At 48.0% G+C, this 17,475-nt stretch carries 16 protein-coding genes; 9 read left to right on the plus strand and 7 right to left on the minus strand.

Going from position 1 to position 17,475, the window contains the following annotated elements:
* Positions 1 to 85: 85 nt before the first annotated feature.
* From ABN764_RS20805 to ABN764_RS20820, 4 genes are read left to right on the plus strand one after another with little or no spacing between them, the layout of a single operon-like run.
* Positions 86 to 670, plus strand: coding sequence for a helix-turn-helix domain-containing protein (locus ABN764_RS20805; protein ID WP_072727265.1), 585 nt, complete (start codon positions 86 to 88; stop codon positions 668 to 670).
* Positions 671 to 722: 52 nt separating this feature from the next.
* The gene (locus ABN764_RS20810) at positions 723 to 1,463 is read left to right on the plus strand and encodes a hypothetical protein (RefSeq protein ID WP_446672991.1); all 741 of its coding nucleotides are present in this window, start codon (positions 723 to 725) and stop codon (positions 1,461 to 1,463) included.
* A gap of 12 nt (positions 1,464 to 1,475) precedes the next feature.
* On the plus strand, positions 1,476 to 3,161 hold the full coding sequence (locus ABN764_RS20815) for a vWA domain-containing protein (RefSeq protein ID WP_315743009.1): 1,686 nt from the start codon (positions 1,476 to 1,478) through the stop codon (positions 3,159 to 3,161).
* A 23-nt stretch (positions 3,162 to 3,184) separates the two neighbouring features.
* A complete protein-coding gene (locus ABN764_RS20820; RefSeq protein WP_072727263.1) occupies positions 3,185 to 4,324 on the plus strand; it encodes a toxic anion resistance protein in 1,140 nt (379 codons plus the stop codon).
* A gap of 169 nt (positions 4,325 to 4,493) precedes the next feature.
* On the opposite strand, the gene ABN764_RS20825 is transcribed toward ABN764_RS20820, so the two are convergent.
* From ABN764_RS20825 to ABN764_RS20850, 6 genes are all read right to left on the minus strand, one after another.
* Positions 4,494 to 5,672, minus strand: coding sequence for an MFS transporter (locus tag ABN764_RS20825; RefSeq protein ID WP_446672992.1), 1,179 nt, complete (start codon positions 5,670 to 5,672; stop codon positions 4,494 to 4,496).
* 182 nt (positions 5,673 to 5,854) lie between these two features.
* Entirely contained in the window at positions 5,855 to 7,087 is a 1,233-nt protein-coding gene (locus ABN764_RS20830) for an aminopeptidase (RefSeq protein WP_446672993.1), read from the minus strand.
* A gap of 178 nt (positions 7,088 to 7,265) precedes the next feature.
* Positions 7,266 to 7,478: a hypothetical protein gene (locus ABN764_RS20835; protein ID WP_021254431.1), complete on the minus strand. Its 213-nt coding sequence runs from the start codon at positions 7,476 to 7,478 to the stop codon at positions 7,266 to 7,268.
* A 130-nt stretch (positions 7,479 to 7,608) separates the two neighbouring features.
* Positions 7,609 to 9,018, minus strand: a complete 1,410-nt coding sequence (locus ABN764_RS20840; protein ID WP_446672994.1) for a DUF4179 domain-containing protein — start codon at positions 9,016 to 9,018, stop codon at positions 7,609 to 7,611.
* Positions 9,018 to 9,551, minus strand: coding sequence for an RNA polymerase sigma factor (locus ABN764_RS20845; RefSeq protein WP_446672995.1), 534 nt, complete (start codon positions 9,549 to 9,551; stop codon positions 9,018 to 9,020). Before ABN764_RS20845 ends, ABN764_RS20840 begins: the two co-directional genes overlap by 1 nt.
* 95 nt (positions 9,552 to 9,646) lie before the next feature.
* On the minus strand, positions 9,647 to 10,690 hold the full coding sequence (locus ABN764_RS20850) for a hypothetical protein (protein WP_446672996.1): 1,044 nt from the start codon (positions 10,688 to 10,690) through the stop codon (positions 9,647 to 9,649).
* 165 nt (positions 10,691 to 10,855) lie between these two features.
* On the opposite strand from ABN764_RS20850, the gene ABN764_RS20855 reads away from it, so the two are divergent.
* Positions 10,856 to 11,326, plus strand: a complete 471-nt coding sequence (locus ABN764_RS20855; RefSeq protein ID WP_174809367.1) for a GNAT family N-acetyltransferase — start codon at positions 10,856 to 10,858, stop codon at positions 11,324 to 11,326.
* Positions 11,327 to 11,454: 128 nt separating this feature from the next.
* Here ABN764_RS20855 and ABN764_RS20860 read toward each other — a convergent pair whose 3' ends face one another.
* Positions 11,455 to 12,501 (minus strand): RluA family pseudouridine synthase, encoded by a 1,047-nt coding sequence (locus ABN764_RS20860; protein WP_446672997.1) that lies wholly within the window; start codon positions 12,499 to 12,501, stop codon positions 11,455 to 11,457.
* 270 nt (positions 12,502 to 12,771) lie between these two features.
* On the opposite strand from ABN764_RS20860, the gene recQ reads away from it, so the two are divergent.
* The 4 genes from recQ (at position 12,772) to ABN764_RS20880 (ending at position 17,378) form a co-directional block, all read left to right on the plus strand.
* Positions 12,772 to 14,589, plus strand: coding sequence for a DNA helicase RecQ (gene recQ, locus ABN764_RS20865; protein ID WP_446672998.1), 1,818 nt, complete (start codon positions 12,772 to 12,774; stop codon positions 14,587 to 14,589).
* A gap of 193 nt (positions 14,590 to 14,782) precedes the next feature.
* Positions 14,783 to 15,145 carry a chaperone CsaA gene (csaA, locus tag ABN764_RS20870; protein WP_446673154.1) on the plus strand — a complete coding sequence of 121 codons (363 nt, stop codon included), beginning with the start codon at positions 14,783 to 14,785 and terminating at the stop codon, positions 15,143 to 15,145.
* A 29-nt stretch (positions 15,146 to 15,174) separates the two neighbouring features.
* A complete protein-coding gene (locus ABN764_RS20875; protein WP_446672999.1) occupies positions 15,175 to 15,351 on the plus strand; it encodes a hypothetical protein in 177 nt (58 codons plus the stop codon).
* Between the two features lie 218 nt (positions 15,352 to 15,569).
* Positions 15,570 to 17,378, plus strand: coding sequence for a B12-binding domain-containing radical SAM protein (locus ABN764_RS20880; protein ID WP_446673000.1), 1,809 nt, complete (start codon positions 15,570 to 15,572; stop codon positions 17,376 to 17,378).
* Positions 17,379 to 17,475: the final 97 nt, after the last annotated feature.

Genomic DNA, 17,475 nt, shown 5'->3' on the forward strand with positions numbered 1-17,475 from the left:
CAATATTTGCATTGTCACGACTTCGTGACGATGGTATTATTTTCTTAATATTGAACCATAACTTGGAACATTCGTGGAGGAATGTATGGGGCAACTAACATGTTTTCAGGTCATTTTGCCGAATGGAGAAAGACTGTGGCCTGCATCCATATTTCCTGCTGGAGATCAGCACACAGCATTAACGGAATTGCACATGGTTCGCAGATTCTTAGAACATGATGGGGAAGTAGTCATTTCCGTAACGGCATATGATGATCATGGGGAATGCCTGCATAGGCATAAGCAGCGTTTTGATGCAGCCGGACTTGCGATGATTCAAGGACCTCTTTCTTCTTACTCGCCGAATGGGATCAGTGTCAATGAAGTATTCGGATTATCGGAAGCAGCTCGGCTGTGGGGGATTGATGGCGGGGGAGCGACCATTCGCAAAGCCTTGGAGCGCGGCGAGTTCTATCCACACGAGATTCGCAAATCGGATGGCATTTTGCTTGTTACTTTTTCTGGAATGCAACGTAGATACAATGCAGTGATGAAAAACCAGTGGATGGAAATCCATACGTATTTCGTTCAAGAAGGAATCATTCTAGAACAATCTGATGACATTCATGACACACATCACAACTCCTTATCGACTATTGCACGGCGCCATCGTAAGGCATTTGAAATCTAATACACCAGCGTACACGTAACTTGTTCCTATACGATTTGCAGAGGGGGATGGAATGTTGTCCAACACAAATGTGATCAAGCTATTAGGTCTAATGCTAGTGGTAGCTGCTGTAAATATCCTCGTACTCTCACCAGGCTTTTTAGGCGTGCAGATCGGAGCGAGCGCTCTCTCCACAGCAACGGGGATTACCTTGCTTGTAGCCAGTGCAGGGATTCTCATTAATGGAATCTATCAGTTCTTGTTCAAGAAGCCTGTTGTCATACCTGTGAAAGAAATTAGAACGCATGAAGAGTATGTAGACCGCCTGTCCCAATATCGAGAAACCAAGGGTATTGAAGAAGAGATCCGCATTGGGCTGGAACAGATGGAACGGATGCAGAAGCGGAAGAGTACGTTTTTCCAAGTACTGAAGCAGAGATTTAACGAGTCAGAAATAAGCTTCTCTAAGTTCGCGTCCGTTGCACTTGATGTGGAGAACTTATTCTACCAAAATATTCGAAATATCCTGAACATCCTTAGTGTATTTGACGAGACTGAATTCGATCGGGTCGCCAATCACAAGATGTCAGGCCTATCTATTGAACTATCCCAGAAGAAAGCAAAAGTATATAACGATTACCTCACATCTATGAAAAACGCTCTTACGAACAATGAAGAAATCTTAGTCAAGTTGGATCGCCTTCTGCTTGAGATATCCAGCTTGGACAATGTGGAGCCTGAGGATATTGAACAATTAGCATGCATGCAGGAATTGGACGCATTAATCAAGCAAACCAAATACTATAAAGCGTGAGAGGTGCAGCGAATGGCGGGAAAGAAGAAGTTAGTGATATCTGTCTTTGCTTTAATTTTTGTATTTATTCTCATTTATGTAGGGGTGACATTGACCTCCAATCTAGGGAAGAGCAAATCACAGGTTACAACAGAAGATGCGGCCAAGCAGTTGAATAAACTCTATGCGAACGTATCGGTGTCGACCGAAGCTCCGGTAAAAGGTCAGATCGATATTAGTCCAGCCGATGTGGGCGATACCCTGCCGGATATATCGAAGTTCCCGATTACGGTAAAGAATACGACGAATCAATTTGTTGAGATCTTCACGTCGACGGAAAAAGGCGGCACAGGCATGGACAGCTGGCTCGCGGATGTGGCAACCGAGTTCAATAATGCGAAGATCCAAGTGAACGGGAAGCCTGTCTCTGTGAAGATTCGCAATATTGCTTCCGGTACAGCTGCGGACTATATCCGTTCCGGCAAATATATGCCTGATGCCTATACACCTTCGAATGAGCTGTTTGGCGAGATGATCAAAGCAAGCGGCGTAAAGACGGAGCTTATCAGCAAGCGACTCGCGGGCAATGTTCCAGGCATTGTGATCTCAAAATCCAAGCATGATGCACTCATCTCTTCATATGGAGCGGTAAATGTCAAAACGGTGACGGAAGCCATCTCGAACAATGAGTTCAGTATGGGATATACGGATCCATTCTCCAGTTCTACAGGAATTAATTTTCTAGTAACGGCACTCAGTACATTCGACAAGTCGAATTTGTTGAGTGATAAAGCAGTTCAAGGATTTGAGAAATTCCAAGAAAATATCCCGTTTCTCGCTTCGACAACGACGCAAATGCGTGATGCAGCGAAGTCGGGTGTGCTGGATGGGTTTGTATTGGAGTATCAAACGTACATCAATACGGATGAACTGAAAAATGAGTATGTGTTCACACCTTTCGGAATTAGACATGACAACCCGTTGTATGCAATTGGGAACCTGCCGAAAGGGAAATTGGACATCGTCAAGAAGTTCGCAGAATTCGCGTTGCAGGAGAAATATCAGAAAAAGGCGCAAGCAAAAGGTTTCAATGAGCTCGATAATTATAAATCGGAAATGCCCGTTGTGAAAGGCAGCTTGCTGGCCTCCGCACAGAAATTGTGGAAAGATAAGAAAAATGGCGGCAAGCCAATCGCGGCTGTCTTTGTTACTGACGTATCGGGAAGCATGGCGGGAGAACCGTTGAATCGACTGAAGGAATCGCTGCTTAAAGGACAAAAGAATTTAGGGAAAGACAACAGTATCGGTCTCGTATCCTATTCGAATGATGTCACGATTAATTTGCCTATCAAGAAGTATGACACCACACAGCGCTCCTTGTTCGTTGGTGCGGTCAACAGCCTTCAAGCAGATGGCGGCACGGCTACCTTCGATGGAATTATTGTTGCCTTGAAGATGCTGCAAGAAGAGAAGGCCGTCAATCCGAACATCAAGCCGATGATCTTCGTGCTGAGTGATGGCGAGACGAATCGCGGCCACTCGCTTAAGGACATTAAGGAGCTTATCGAGACGTTCAAAGTTCCGATTTACACCATCGGCTATAATGCGGATATTCAAGCGCTGCAGAGCATCTCCAGCATTAACGAGGCAGCGAGCATTAATGCAGATACCGATGATGTAGTCTATAAAATCGCAAACCTGTTCAACGTGCAAATGTAGCATGAGTCTAAAGGGGGATTCCGATGTCATTTACGATGGAAGTTGCAAGTCCGGAAGAAATTCAAAAGGAAATTGAGCAAGAGGTAAAACCAGTTCCTGAGGAAGTTGCGAAGCTTCAAGCGCAAGCGGATTCGAATGTGGCAGCAATTATGAATTTAGATCTGGATTCCTTAGAGAATCGAAAGGATATTCTACAATCGATAGACAGCTTCGGCATGAATACCATGCGTTCCTCTTCGACGAAGAACAATGCCTTACAGGTTTCCGTAGGCGATTTATCGAAAAAAGGGGACGAAGGGGGCCCGGTTGCGAAGGGACTGGTCGAGCTGCATCAGCAGCTGAAGGATCTCGATCCGAGCGTCATTGACTTTACGAAAACTGGGTTTCTAGGGAAGCTGTTCAATCCGCTTCGTACGTATTTCTTGAAGTACCAGAAGGCAGATACCATGATTGCGGAAATCGTAACTTCATTGGATAAAGGGAAAGTTACCTTGAAAAATGACAACACGACCCTCGAAATTGAACAGCTTGCCTTGCGTGACTTGACTAAGAAGCTGAAGAAAGAAATCGAGCTGGGCTCCTTGATGGATGACTCGATTCAATCACAGATTGAAGCAGCGCAATCCCGCAATGAAGATCCGGAGAAAATTCGCTTCATTACGGAAGAAGTGCTGTTCCCGCTTCGTCAGCGTGTCATGGATATGCAGCAGATGATGGTCGTCAACCAACAGGGGATTATGGCGATGGAGGTTGTCATTCGCAACAATAAAGAGCTGATTCGCGGTGTCGACCGTGCGAAGAACGTTACGATCTCTGCCCTGAAGATTGCGGTAACCGTAGCCAGTGCCTTATATAATCAGAAGATTGTGCTTCAAAAAATTGAAATGCTAAATCAAACGACGAATGAGCTGATTGCGGGTACTTCGCGGATGCTTAAAGACCAAGGCGTTCAAATTCATAAGCAGTCCCTGCAAACGAATGTTTCTGCGGAAACCTTGAAGCAGGCGTTTACGGATGTCCTATCTGCTTTGGATTCGATTAGCTCCTACAAGCAGGAAGCCCTGCCTAAGATGCGGGATACAATTGACCAGTTCCGGGAGCTTGCTGATAACGGCGAGAAGCAGATTCAGCGCTGGGAACGCGGACAGAAGCTCGGCCTGTAATGATAAATAATTCATATATATTGAGTTGGGAAGGAACAAAGTGAAGACTGCCTGCGGGCAGTCTTTTTCTCGTCCATATACAACATAGTCCGTGCAATATCGATCCAGGGGCGTATGAAATCGAAATGGCAGGAATGCCGCAACGAAGAACATCAACTGACATAATGCCTTACGCAGACAGCTGTTGCTGCCTCCCCGCGTATAGCGCTCTTGTCATCAATCCCATGGAAGCAACGATAAGCGCAGCCGGAATCCAGAAAATTTGCGGCGTGACACCATCAATGAAGAGCGGCAGGAAATAGCCGATTAAGGATGCTGTTTGCGAAATGAACACGTACAAACTTGCGCCAAACCCTGCTTTATGTATAAACATGCGCTGTACGTAGCCCATTGCTACGCCGTATAGAACCGAAACGAAGAAAGAGTATAAAGGCTGCATGAGGAAAAACACCGTCAAGGAATCGCTCGTGCTGTAAGCAATATAGGTGATGAGAGCGAATAAGCCCCCGAGCATGATAATGGGTTTGCTGCCATACTTGGCTGCCCAATAGCCTGCCATGGTCATGAACAGGAGCTCGAATACGGCTTGTATGCTCCATATGAAGGACATCAATCGCGGATCGCCGAATTGCTCGTTCACCACAAGCGGCAAATACAAGCCGCGTATGGCATCCGCACACGATAGGAGCAGAATGGCAAAGAGCATGATGAGGGAGAAGGGCTCACCTGCTTTGGCGGATGCAATTGACGAATCAAGTGTAATCTCCTTATAGAACAAGAGCAGCAGGAACAAGGAAGCGTATCCTGCAAGATTGCCCCACAGTACGCCGTGGAAGGTCGCCAGCAAGTACAGGTTGGCCCCGACGAGCAGCCCGGTAAAGAATCCGACGCTGTACGTGGCGCGCATCCAGATTTGCGCCATCTCTACAATATCAGGAGCAAGCCGCGTGACATGATTCCGCGCCATCGCGAACAGCTGTCCCATAATCATGCCGGAAGGAGCAGTGGCGAGAGCCATCCCGATCAGCGCCTGCGCATAGCTGTCTGCATTCATATAGATGACGAGGCCGATCATACAGACGACGGACGCGAGCAGTGGAATTGTCTTCTTGCGTTTCATGGAGTCGCTAATAATGCCGACACCAATCGTAAGCACCATGTTCAGAAATAGGGATATTGCAAAAATAGACGCAATCTCTATCTTGCCAAGCCCTAATGATTCCCGCAAATAAATCGCGTTCATGGGGGCTAGAATCCCCATGCCGATGCCGTACAGGAACAAGGTAAGGACGAGATGCAGAGCGCCTTTTACTCGCAGGAAGAGCTTGAAATCGTGCCATATGCGCATGGAGGGGAACACCTCGGATTCTGAAATAGATTTAGAGCGAGAGAGGAGGAATCTTGTGAGCTTCCGCTCTTGCTTCTGTCTTATTCTCCCATTATGCGGCAGTAGAACGGGGAGAGCAATACGTTATTGCGATAAAAAAAGCAGTAGAAGCGTTCTGCTTCTACTGCTTTGCTTGCTCAATATTAGATTGCCCAGTTGCCCTTGCGGAAGATTGGCTCTGTTGTGCCATCCTTAAGAATGCCGTCGATGTCCATGTCCGCAGAGCCGATCATGAAGTCCACGTGCGTAATACTACGGTTCACGCCGTTCTCTTCCAGCTCTTCCTGAGACATCTTCGTTCCGCCTTCTACGTTGAACGCATAGCCGCTGCCGATAGCCAAGTGGTTGGATGCATTCTCATCGAACAACGTGTTGTAGAACAAGATGTTCGATTCCGAGATAGGGGATTGGTGCGGCACAAGCGCCACTTCACCCAAGAAGTGCGAGCCTTCGTCTGTGTCGACGAGCTGCTGCAGGATCTCTTGACCTTGTTCAGCTTCTACCTTCACGATACGACCATTTTCGAACGTGATCTTGAAGTTGTCGATCAGGTTGCCGCCATAGCTAAGCGGCTTCGTGCTGGACACATAGCCGTTTACGCCGAGCTTATGAGGCACTGTAAATACTTCTTCTGTTGGCATGTTCGCCATGAACGGCACATCTTTCTCGTTGACGCTGCCAGCGCCTACCCACAGATGCTTCTCAGGCAATTCGATCGTCAAGTCCGTTCCAGGAGCTGTATAGTGCAGCTTGTGGAAGTGCTTGCCGTTCAATACTTCAACTTTCTTATGCAATGTTTCGTTATGTTCCGTCCAAGCTTGAACCGGGTTGTCGGAATTCAGACGGATGGATTGGAAGATCGCTTCCCACAGCTTCTCAACTGCTTCTTCTACAGCTACGCCAGGGAATACTTTGGCTGCCCAATCGCGGGAAGAAGCTGCAACAACTGTCCAGCTTACTTTGTTCGCTTGAACGCAGCGGCGGAAGTGCTCCAGTGCTTGTCCAGATGCCTTTTGGTTATTGCCGATCCGCTGTGGATCCACACCCTTCAGCAAGTCTGGGCTGGAGGAGACGATAGAGATGAATGCAGCACCCTTATCCACGAAGGTATTGCGCTTCAATGCTTCCCATTCCGGGAATTGAGTGAACACGTCGTCTGATGCCTTCTCGAATTTCAAGCGAGTTGTAGCCTCATCCGACCAATCGATATGTACGTTGCGTGCGCCTGCTTCATATGCCTTGCTGGCAACGAGGCGGGCCAGTGGAGCGACTTCGATAGAACTGTTAACGAATACATCTTGATCCTTCTGTACGTTGACGCCGACCTTTACGATAAGTTCAGCATACTTTTCTAATTGTTGCTCGAAATTTACCATGGGTAGCCACCTCTGTTCCTTGAATTCATAAATCTGAAGTCATTTCTCAGTATGTTCTCAATATACCATTATTGTAGGGGTTGCAGCAAAGTTTCTGGTGCAATAGTCTGTAGGCTATAACATGAAAAAGGGGCTGAACCTCAGAACATGAATTCTGAGATCCCACCCCTCTACAGGCTTACACACCCATACGCTTGCGTTGATTGTTAATCTTCTTCGTATTCTGGCTCTTCATTGTTGGTTGGCCAGATTCCTGATGCTTGTGCACGCCTTGCGATTTCCCTTGGGCCTGCTTCTTCTGCTGCAGCATGCGCTTCGCGGCATCCGCCAAGCTTACTTTCTTGCTCTCCGTTGCTTCAGCATTACCCTGGTTCTCCATGTGCTCAGTCATCGTATCACCCCCGTGCGGCAAATAGATCGGTAAGATGTTGACTCCATCTCATCCCCATTATGAATGATTCTAACTGAAATGAATAGTAGGAGTTGTCGAAACTTACTTCTCAATTGTACTTTATCGGATTTTACCGTAACGGGACTTGGAATTCAAGCTCCTTATAAAAGGTCGCTTTGCGCAGCTTGCTTGAATACAGCTTAATGGGCATGTCTTTTTGGAACGGATATTCGCCAACGTACGAATATACGCTGTTATTCACACGCAGCAGCTTGGAATTGTCGCTAAATACTCGTTTTCCGTCTTGGATGAACTCCATGGCAAGTTTCTGGCCTACAGGGTCGTTGCCGTTCACATCATATTGAATAATGACTCTGTCTTCTTCGAATGCCATGCTGTTCACCGTAACAGAGCCAACCTCTCCCTGCTGGAGCGTCAGTGGAAGCGCATTTGGATTCAGCGTGATCGCTGCATCGCCATACCGTCTTCCCGATTTATAGGGCTTGAATATGAGCGTCTTGGAGCGCTCGGGTATTGGATCATACTTTTTCGTATGTATCATCTCTGCAATATTCGTTTGCATTTGATTGCCTGGCCCGCCTGAACCGCCTGCAGATGAAATAATATATCCGTTCTCATCCACAACCATATAGTCGCTGTTGAATCCGCTCCAGCTAGAAGAAGTCGAAGGGTAGGCTTCTGCGGTCTTGAATCGAATCTCGGTTCCTAGCGGCGAAGTAACGACGGACTGAAGCGTGATGGATCCAATGCCGTCAGGCGCCTTATTGGTCTTATTAATAGGAATTTTTTTCGTCAGTGACGCATTCCATTTGACGGGAATTTCGAATTTCCAGTTTCCTTCCACATCTCCGACCTTCTTAATCGTGATCGGCAGTGGGAATTCTTTCGATATTTTGGCGTCTCGATCCGGTTCCGTGCCGAGCATCGACTCAAACGATAATATTCCGATGTTTTGCGTGGAGGTTTCCGAGCGCACATTTGACCAAGCATGGGACCAAATATCCAGCGCATGTGTTGGATCCTCCTGAGTCCTGCTCTTCACAATTTCATATCTGTCCGACCGATCCAAAATAATAGGAAGCTTGCTCGTCGAGCTTTCCTGTATGCCAAGCTTAATTTCCACGCCGTCATACAACACCTCGGTAATGGTCAGCGTAATGCCTTGATCCGTTGCGCTTAGATTAACGGGAAGGGACAATCCTTTCCGATTCGCATCCTGCAAGGCGTTATCGCCGAGTGCTTCAAAGATTTGACCGATGAACGGCACCTTTCTGAGCGTCTCAGCCATAGCGGGTGAAATGAATCCGGAAGCTAATGTTCCCCCGATCGCGAGCACGACTGCGGCCGCAACGAACCAAGATTTCCGATGGCGGGAATGAGTCCGATGCTGCATCGGCATTGATTCTGTCTCCAGCAATTGCAGCGTTTGCTCCAAACGTGATCGTACGAGCTCTGGGATTTCGGAGCTGAGATTTCCGGTTAGGTGCGTACGGATTTGTTCGTCGATATTCGAATTCATTAAATCATTAGCTCCTTTCCATTCTCACGTGAGATATGAAGCATGTCCGCGAGCTTGTTTCTGGCGCGGAACAGGCGAGACTTCACGGTGCCGACAGGCTGATCCAGCATATCGGCTACCTCCTTGAGCGGTAAATCCTCAATATAGAACAGTGTTACAACGATTCGCAGATCTTCTTCCAGCGCGTTGACGATTTCCAGTGTTTCGATATGTTCGTACTCGCTAGTTTCGGCTTTCGAATGCTGAAGCTCAACGAAAGGTACGGTTTGTTTTTTCTTTCGCAGCAATGCTCGGCATTCATTTACAAGGATGCGAACGAGCCAGGTTTTGAAATATTTCGGCTCGCGCAGCGAATGGATGGATCGATATGCTTTGAGCACAGCTTCTTGTATGGCATCTGCGCAATCTTCATCGGAATGTACAATCGACTTGGCCACTCTGTATAGGGGGGCTTCATAGGTGCGAATGAGCGTGCCAAATGCGTCCTTGTCCCCTTTGCAAGCTCGTGCTGCGAGTTGTTCTGGCTGCTGCACAGTAATGATCTCCTTTTTTTATAATGGGGCCAAGGCCCATATCATGGTGCGAGATAGAGGTCGTGACACAAACCCTATTTGCTCGATTCATTTGTTCAAGATTCTGTTGGAGCAGTAAGGGACATGCTCCAGAACTTTCCTTTTTGATTGATCTTACCATAGACGCTTGGTTTTCCTTGTTTTGTGAATGTATACTGTTCTTGCTTGACGTGAACCTGATAGCCTTTCAAGTCTAGGTCGAAATATTGCTTGACCGTTGGAGCAGCCGCTGCAATGGCTTTGTCACTCGTATAAAAAGGCTTGGCGAATGCCTTCTTGCGTGCTTCTTCCGATGCATAACGGGTAATTTCCTCAGAGTTGGCAAAGGACATCAGCTTGCCTGTAGCAGCATTGATTTTGATAAGATAGCGGCCGCTTTCATCGGAGAAAGAGGCTGTTTTTTGGTTTTCTGCTTTCATGTTTATGTACACTTGGACGAAATTGCGGAGCTGCTTGCTTTTGTCTGCTGACAGGGATTGAATTGTTTTCTTGGCTAGCGAGCTCCACTTTGAATCGATTTTCGCCAAGTCATAATCCGTTGACACGTACGTTGCTTTGCCTGTGACTGCATCAATCACGCCTGAAATATTGCTGCCGTTGAATGTCCAATGGTTCATGTCTGTATCGGTTTTAACACGAGTAATTTGCGTAATCTTGAATTTCTGTTGTGCATCCAAACTTTTCATTGCTTTTTGGATAACGGACTGAAGCGAAGTATCGAGCTCTTGCCATGTGAAGTTGATTTCGCATGCTAAAATATCGCCCTTTGCCTTGCCGATCATGACGCGCGCCTGATTGTCTTTGTCTTCGATTAACAGCCGATCCTCTCCAAGATATTCATAGCCAGCCTCGGTACCGTTGTGCAAAGCAGCTAGTTCCATCGTTCTTTTAGGAGCTAGCTCCTGCAGAGCCTTCTTTGCTTTTTCGAGCATTGCGGGATCAAGCTTGTCCAATGCCGATGCTTCGATTGCAGCTTTTTTTGCAGCTTCGTTTGTCGGCTGTTCCGCCGCATATGCGGTATGAAGCGTGAAGTTAGCTGGCAGGCTTGTGATGAGCAAGCTTGCAGTGATAGCAGCGAGCATGAGTTTATAAGATTTCATATTGAATCCTCCTGAATCGATTGGTTTTGGTTAATGTACCCATTAGATGGCTCGAAATGGTGAGGAGGTTCACGAGAAAATAAAAAATGATTTTATAATAGAATAGATGAATGAATGGGTGCGTTTATTTTTGGTAAGGTAGAAACGGAAGGAGGATGGAATATCATGCATATACGATCATTTGAATTAGAAGATATCGCGCAGATTGTCGCCTTATTCTTCGATACGGTACACACCGTTAACGCACAAGATTATACTGCTGCACAATTACAAGCCTGGGCGCCGGCCGATGAACAGGAAGAGAAGCTGGTTCGCTGGACAGCGTCGTTAAGCCAGCACATAACGTATGTAGCGATTCGGGACGGCGAATTGGTCGGATTTAGCGATATGGATGCTGGCGGGTATTTGGATCGGCTCTATGTTCATAAGGATGTTCAGAAGCAAGGTGTTGCAACGGCATTGTTGTCCAAGCTGGAGCAGGAAGCGAGGAGACTGGGGCTGTCCGAAATGAGAACGGATGCAAGTATTACGGCCGTTCCCTTCTTCGAGCGGCACGGGTTCTGCATCCTTCAAGCTCAGACGGTGCAGCGCAGAGGGGTTGACTTGGTGAATTACAAGATGAGCAAGCGATTGTAAATCAGGTTAATAGGAGAGAAGAGGCCCAACAATTAATAGGAAAGAAATAGCCGCTCCCTTAATTGTAAGGAGAACGGCTATTTGTGTTGTTCGTTTGCGATATCATATCGTATTCTGATTCGAGGAGATTAGCGGCGCTCTCTTCTTGGCGCGGGTACTCCGTCTTGCTGCAATAAGCGGGTAAATGGCTTCGGAATGCCTGTATCGAATCGAATTGGCTTGCCTGAAGTTGGATGAGTGAATGCCAGGATGCGCGCATGCAGACCTAGTCGTCCCAATCCTCTTGATTTGGCGCCGTACTTCTTGTCACCTACGATCGGATGACCGAGATCCTCCATGTGAACGCGAATCTGATTTTTGCGCCCCGTTTCGAGATGAACCTCCAGCAGGGAGTAAGCGCTGTTGGCTTCCAGTGTTTTATAGTGCGTAACCGCATGCTGGCCATCGTTCTGATACGGACTGGAATACATTTTTAATGTTTTCATTTCCTTCAGCCAGGAGGAAATTGTACCTTCCGGCTGGCGAACCTTGCCTTCAACTAGCGCAACATAGGATCGTTCCTGTACGATTTCTTTCCAATTATTTTGCAGTTGCTGCTTGATGTCTTCCTTCTTAGCGAACATCATGACCCCGGACGTATCCCGATCGAGACGATGCACGACAAATATCCGGTTGCTCGGATGCTGCAAGCGAACATGCGTCGTTAGCTGGTGGTAGGCAGTCAACTCCTTCTCCTGCTCGGAGGCAATAGACAGCAGACCGGCTTCCTTGTTGATGACGATGATATCGTCGTCCTCATGCAGTATCGACAAACCTACAAATGGAGGAGCTTCAATGATTTTCTCCTTCGACAAGCTTACAACTTGTCCAGGCTGGAGTGGATGATTATAGGCAGTTACGGCTTGTCCGTTGACAGAGATTTGTCCGCGTGCCAGTGCGGACTTGATGGAGTTACGCCCCATATTTTCCACCGTATTTAATAAGAAGCTGAGCAATTCGGCTGGTTCCTGAACCGTATATTCGCGAGCCTTCGGCGGTGTATGATGGGTTGGTTTAGTTGGTTTAGTTGGTTTAGTTGGTTTAGCTGATTTGACTGGCTTGCCGGATTGGTAAGCTTTAGCCGGCTGATTCTTCTGCGGGCCTTTTCTCGGTTTATGATTCTCTCGCTTACGCATTCGTAAGACCTCCTTGATGAGTAGACAACACTATACAGAACAGTGCGCTTCACAGATGGCGCTGGTGGCGCGCTGTAGGACATGTTCTATGGAATGCTATCACTATAGCAGAAAGTTTGGGCAGATTCTATTCAGAATAGGCAAAAAGACGTACATATGGCCAGAGAAGCGTGGAGTGGAAGCTATTACCTCATAGGAAAAGCCCATGTTATAATGAAGGACAGGAACAACGGGTTGCCGCAAGGGAACGGGGAAAAGGAGTCTACGCACATGTTTACAATGGACCAAGCGCGAAGCGCATTGCAGCGAGTATACGGCTACGATGGCTTCCGCGATGGACAACGGAAAATTATTGAACATCTTGCCGAAGGCAATGACACGGTGGGGATTATGCCAACCGGCGGGGGAAAGTCAATTTGTTATCAGGTACCAGCGCTGCTGCTGCCTGGAGTAACGCTGGTAATCTCGCCGCTTATTTCATTAATGAAGGATCAGGTGGATGCGCTGCACAGCTTGGGAGTCAAGGCTGGATTCATCAACAGCACGCTTGAGATGGGGGAGGCGGGCCGTCTCATGTGGCAGGCGCAAGAAGGACGCATTAAGCTGCTCTATGTAGCGCCGGAGCGGTTAGAGACAGAATGGTTCCGAGAACGCGCAAAATCGATTCCGATATCGATGGTAGCGGTAGACGAAGCCCACTGCGTCTCGCAATGGGGACATGATTTTCGCCCAAGCTATCGGACAATTGCACCTTTCATTCAGGAACTTGTGCAGAGTGGCCGCGAGCGTCCGATTGTGGCGGCATTTACCGCAACTGCGACGCCGGAAGTAACGGAGGATCTTATTCATTCCTTGGAACTGCTGGAACCCGAACTTGTCGTTACGGGATTCAAGCGGGATAACTTGTCGTTTACGGTGCTGCGCGGCGAGGAGCGGAAGGCGTTCACGCTTGATTATGTCCGGCAGCGATCGAGCGAGTCAGGCATTATTTATGCGTCGACGCGGAAGGAAGTCGAGGACATCTATGACATGCTGAGACGTGCAGGAATAGCTGCTGGCCGCTATCATGCTGGACTCGAAGATGAGGAGCGGGCAAAGATGCAGGAAGCCTTCCTCTATGATGATGTGCGTGTCATTGCAGCGACGAACGCGTTCGGCATGGGCATCGACAAGTCCAACGTACGGTATGTGCTGCATTACAACATGCCGAAGCATATGGAAGCCTATGTGCAGGAGGCAGGACGCGCGGGACGCGATAGTGAGCCGAGCGAATGCGTGCTATTGTTCCATCCGCAGGATATATTGACGCAGAAGTTCTTCATCGAACAAAGCGAGGCGACTCCAGAACGGAAGGCGCATGAATATAAGAAGCTGCAAGTCATGATCGATTATTGCTATACGACCGGCTGTCTGCAAAATTATATGGTTCGTTATTTTGGAGAAGATGGAGAGCAGCCATGCGGCGTATGCGGAAATTGCAAGGACGAGCGTGAGTCGATTGATATCACGATTGAAGCGCAGAAAATCTTCTCCTGTATTTACCGGATGCGTGAGCGATTCGGCGTATCTATGGTCGCTTCCGTACTGAAGGGATCGCGCAACAAGAAGGTCATGCAGTATGGATTCGAGAAGTTGTCTACGCATGGCGAAATGCGGCATTTGGCGGAGAAGGAAATTTCGGATCTCATCTATGTTCTTATTGCCGAGGGGTACTTGCAGCTTAGCGAAGGGCAGTATCCGGTTGTGCGGCTGCTGCCGCTGGCAGCGGATGTATTGAAGGGCAAGCGAACCGTTGAACAGCGGGTTGCGAAGTCGTTGAAACCGAAGGCGGGCACTGCCATTGATGAGACGATATTTGAGCAGCTTCGTCTCATTCGGCGCGAACTGGCAAGCCAGGCTGGAGTACCGCCTTACATTGTGTTTAATGACAGCACGCTGCGGGAATTGGCGGAGATGCAGCCGACGACCGAAGCAGGCATGCTCCGTATTAAAGGGGTCGGGGAAGCGAAGCTGAAGCAGTTCGGCATGCCGTTCCTTGAATTTTTCCAACAGCGGGAAGAAGAAGCGGGTCGCTACGATATGGAATAGGGTTAGGGATTGCAGATAAGGTCGAATGTTCAACCGCGAATAACAAATGAAATGATGAAACGGAAATATTTGGGCAGAAGTGGCGTATATGGACATCCGAGGATAGATACGAGACACGACGATAGATAGGAAGCTTGAAGAACGGGTACTACCATTGACACGATGAATTGCGTGAATAAGGGGTTGAATCATGATGCACGAGTTTAATCTGGAACAAATCAAGGATGAAGCAAGCATTCAGGACTTTATGAAACTCGATATACGTGTTGGAACGATCGTGGAGGCAGAGCCGTTCGAGAAAGCGCGCAAGCCCGCGATTAAGCTGTCAATCGATTTCGGACCGCTCGGCACGAAGCGATCAAGTGCGCAAATCACAGCTCGGTATACGCCGGACAAGCTGGTAGGAAGACAGGTTGTTGCTATTGTGAATTTCCCGCCGCGCCGTATCGCCGGCTTCGATTCTGAAGTGCTCGTATTGGGTGGAGTGCCTGAGGAAGGCGATGTTGTTCTACTAAATACAGATGAGATCATTCCAAACGGCACACCAATTGCATAGTGTGATTGATTACGAGGAAGAGGTACACGATGTTGAGCAATGATCAAGAGCTTGCGAACTTTTTAGTAGATGCGAAGCAATGCACGTATGCTGCAGCGGACAATAACACATCTGTCCAACCGATATTACCTGGCTCCGTGCAGTTGGAATACCGCAGTGGAGACTATGTATATTGGGATGTTTACTTTGGTCAAAAGAGATCATAGCGTTTACGAGCTGCACTATAGTGGCGGCATGATTCGATAATCCGTTTTCGATTGCATTGACACAGAATAAAGCAAGCTGCCTGCAGCTTGCTTTTCTGTTCAAGGTGGTTTCTTGGATGCATGCATGTCGAGATCTGCCTTTACTTTGGTTATAATGGTAGAGGCTGATCGAGCAGCTTGGTCACTTTAAGGTAGTGTCTGATGAGAGGAAGGTTTAAATGAAAGTTGTACTTGCAACATTAAATGCTAAATATATTCATACCTCGCTGGCAATACGCTGCTTGAAGGCGCATTGCGAAAGCGAGTTCGATGTCGACATTGCCGAATATACAATTAAGGATCCGGTGATGAATATCGTCTCAGATCTGTACCAGCGAGAGCCGGATGTGATCGGGTTCTCCTGTTATATATGGAACATTGAGGAAACGATTAAGGTCGTCAACATGCTGCGCAAGGTGCGGCCGGAGATCCGCATCGTACTTGGCGGCCCCGAGGTGTCCTATGACACGAAGGAATGGATGGAGCGGCTGTCGGATGTTGACTTCATCGTTATGGGTGAGGGAGAAGAGACGCTGCTTCATTTGCTGCGGGAGATCGAAGGCGAAGGGAAGTATCATTTCGTATTCGGGGTGGCGTATCGGAACAAGCAGGGCGAGGTCGTTATCAATCCGCCCCGCCCGAAGCTGGACTTGAATGAAATTCCATCCCCCCACCGCTTTGCGGAGGATATTCCGAGCCTCGGCAAGCGTGTTGTCTACTTCGAGACAAGCCGCGGCTGTCCGTTCAGCTGCCAATTTTGCTTATCCAGTATCGAAGTTGGCGTTCGTTATTTCGATATTGAACGGACGAAGGCGGACATCTTGTATCTGATCGATAATGGGGCGAAGCTCATTAAGTTCGTCGATCGGACGTTCAACATCAAGCGCGATTACGCAATGGAGATGTTCCAGTTCCTCATTGAGAACCATCGCGGCTGTGTATTCCAATTTGAGATCACGGCGGACATTATGCGCCCAGAGGTGCTTGATTACTTGGCTGAGCATGCACCACCCGGGGTATTCCGCTTTGAGATCGGCGTCCAATCGACGAACGATCCAACGAATGAGCTTGTGAAGCGGCGCCAGAACTTCACGAAGCTGACCCGAACCGTAATGAAGGTGAAGGACAGCGGCAAGATTGATCAGCACTTGGATCTGATTGCAGGGCTGCCGCTTGAGGATTACGATACATTCCGCAAAACATTCAACGATGTATTTGCACTGCGTCCGGAGGAATTACAGCTCGGATTCTTGAAGATGCTGCGTGGTACGGGGCTTCGTCTGGATGCTGAGAAGTACGGCTATGTCTTCATGGATCATGCACCATACGAAATGCTGTCGAATGATGCGCTTCCGTTCCGTGATGTCGTGCGATTGAAGCGTCTGGAAGACGTACTGGAAAAGTATTGGAATTCGCATCGCATGGATCGGACGATGGAGTATTTAATGCATATCGAATTCGACTCACCGTTTGATTTCTTCCAAGCATTCGGCGACTTCTGGGAAGCAAATGGCTGGCAGAAGATTGGACATCAATTAGAAGATTTGTTCGTAAGACTGCATGCCTTTTTAACCGCGCACGGACTCAAAAAGCCGCATGTGGCATTGGGGTTAATGAAGCTCGACTACTTCATGAACCATAAATATAAGCCGCGCAAAGTATGGTGGCACAGACAGCTTCAGAAAGAGGAGGCTTCGCGCGTTCTGCAATGGGCGGCAGTACAGGCTGAGCTTGTGTCTGAGCAATTCGCAGCTCTAGGTCTTTCGGAGAAGGAGCTGCATAAGCACGCTGTTGTAGAGATGATCCCGCTTGAGGCAGTTGTTCGCAGCCGTTCACTCGGAATGTCCCAACATACGGAACATGGTTTCGAGACAACCGACGAGGGGTTAACAGATGAAGTGTACGGCATTTTCTTGTATCAGCAGACAGATGATGAAAAACCGTTGCTGTTTACGGTGAACCAATCCATGATGGTTATTGTTGAATAGGACTTTAGTAGCAATCTTAGGTATTAGACCTAAGATTGCTTTTTTTATCTCTTCTCGTCTAGTCCTATCAGCAAAAATAAAATAGGATGGGGTAGGA

This window comes from Paenibacillus wuxiensis (genome assembly GCF_040195695.1).
Lineage (GTDB): Bacteria > Bacillota > Bacilli > Paenibacillales > Paenibacillaceae > Paenibacillus_B > Paenibacillus_B suaedae.

Bases quoted from the DNA above. Each gene is read 5' to 3' on its own strand.
- ABN764_RS20805 (WP_072727265.1), top strand. From the start codon at position 86: ATGGGGCAACTAACATGTTTTCAGGTCATTTTGCCGAATGGAGAAAGA.
- ABN764_RS20810 (WP_446672991.1), top strand. From the start codon at position 723: ATGTTGTCCAACACAAATGTGATCAAGCTATTAGGTCTAATGCTAGTG.
- ABN764_RS20815 (WP_315743009.1), top strand. From the start codon at position 1,476: ATGGCGGGAAAGAAGAAGTTAGTGATATCTGTCTTTGCTTTAATTTTT.
- ABN764_RS20820 (WP_072727263.1), top strand. From the start codon at position 3,185: ATGTCATTTACGATGGAAGTTGCAAGTCCGGAAGAAATTCAAAAGGAA.
- ABN764_RS20825 (WP_446672992.1), bottom strand. From the start codon at position 5,672: ATGCGCATATGGCACGATTTCAAGCTCTTCCTGCGAGTAAAAGGCGCT.
- ABN764_RS20830 (WP_446672993.1), bottom strand. From the start codon at position 7,087: ATGGTAAATTTCGAGCAACAATTAGAAAAGTATGCTGAACTTATCGTA.
- ABN764_RS20835 (WP_021254431.1), bottom strand. From the start codon at position 7,478: ATGACTGAGCACATGGAGAACCAGGGTAATGCTGAAGCAACGGAGAGC.
- ABN764_RS20840 (WP_446672994.1), bottom strand. From the start codon at position 9,018: ATGAATTCGAATATCGACGAACAAATCCGTACGCACCTAACCGGAAAT.
- ABN764_RS20850 (WP_446672996.1), bottom strand. From the start codon at position 10,690: ATGAAATCTTATAAACTCATGCTCGCTGCTATCACTGCAAGCTTGCTC.
- ABN764_RS20855 (WP_174809367.1), top strand. From the start codon at position 10,856: ATGCATATACGATCATTTGAATTAGAAGATATCGCGCAGATTGTCGCC.
- ABN764_RS20860 (WP_446672997.1), bottom strand. From the start codon at position 12,501: ATGCGTAAGCGAGAGAATCATAAACCGAGAAAAGGCCCGCAGAAGAAT.
- recQ (WP_446672998.1), top strand. From the start codon at position 12,772: ATGTTTACAATGGACCAAGCGCGAAGCGCATTGCAGCGAGTATACGGC.
- csaA (WP_446673154.1), top strand. From the start codon at position 14,783: ATGCACGAGTTTAATCTGGAACAAATCAAGGATGAAGCAAGCATTCAG.
- ABN764_RS20875 (WP_446672999.1), top strand. From the start codon at position 15,175: ATGTTGAGCAATGATCAAGAGCTTGCGAACTTTTTAGTAGATGCGAAG.
- ABN764_RS20880 (WP_446673000.1), top strand. From the start codon at position 15,570: ATGAAAGTTGTACTTGCAACATTAAATGCTAAATATATTCATACCTCG.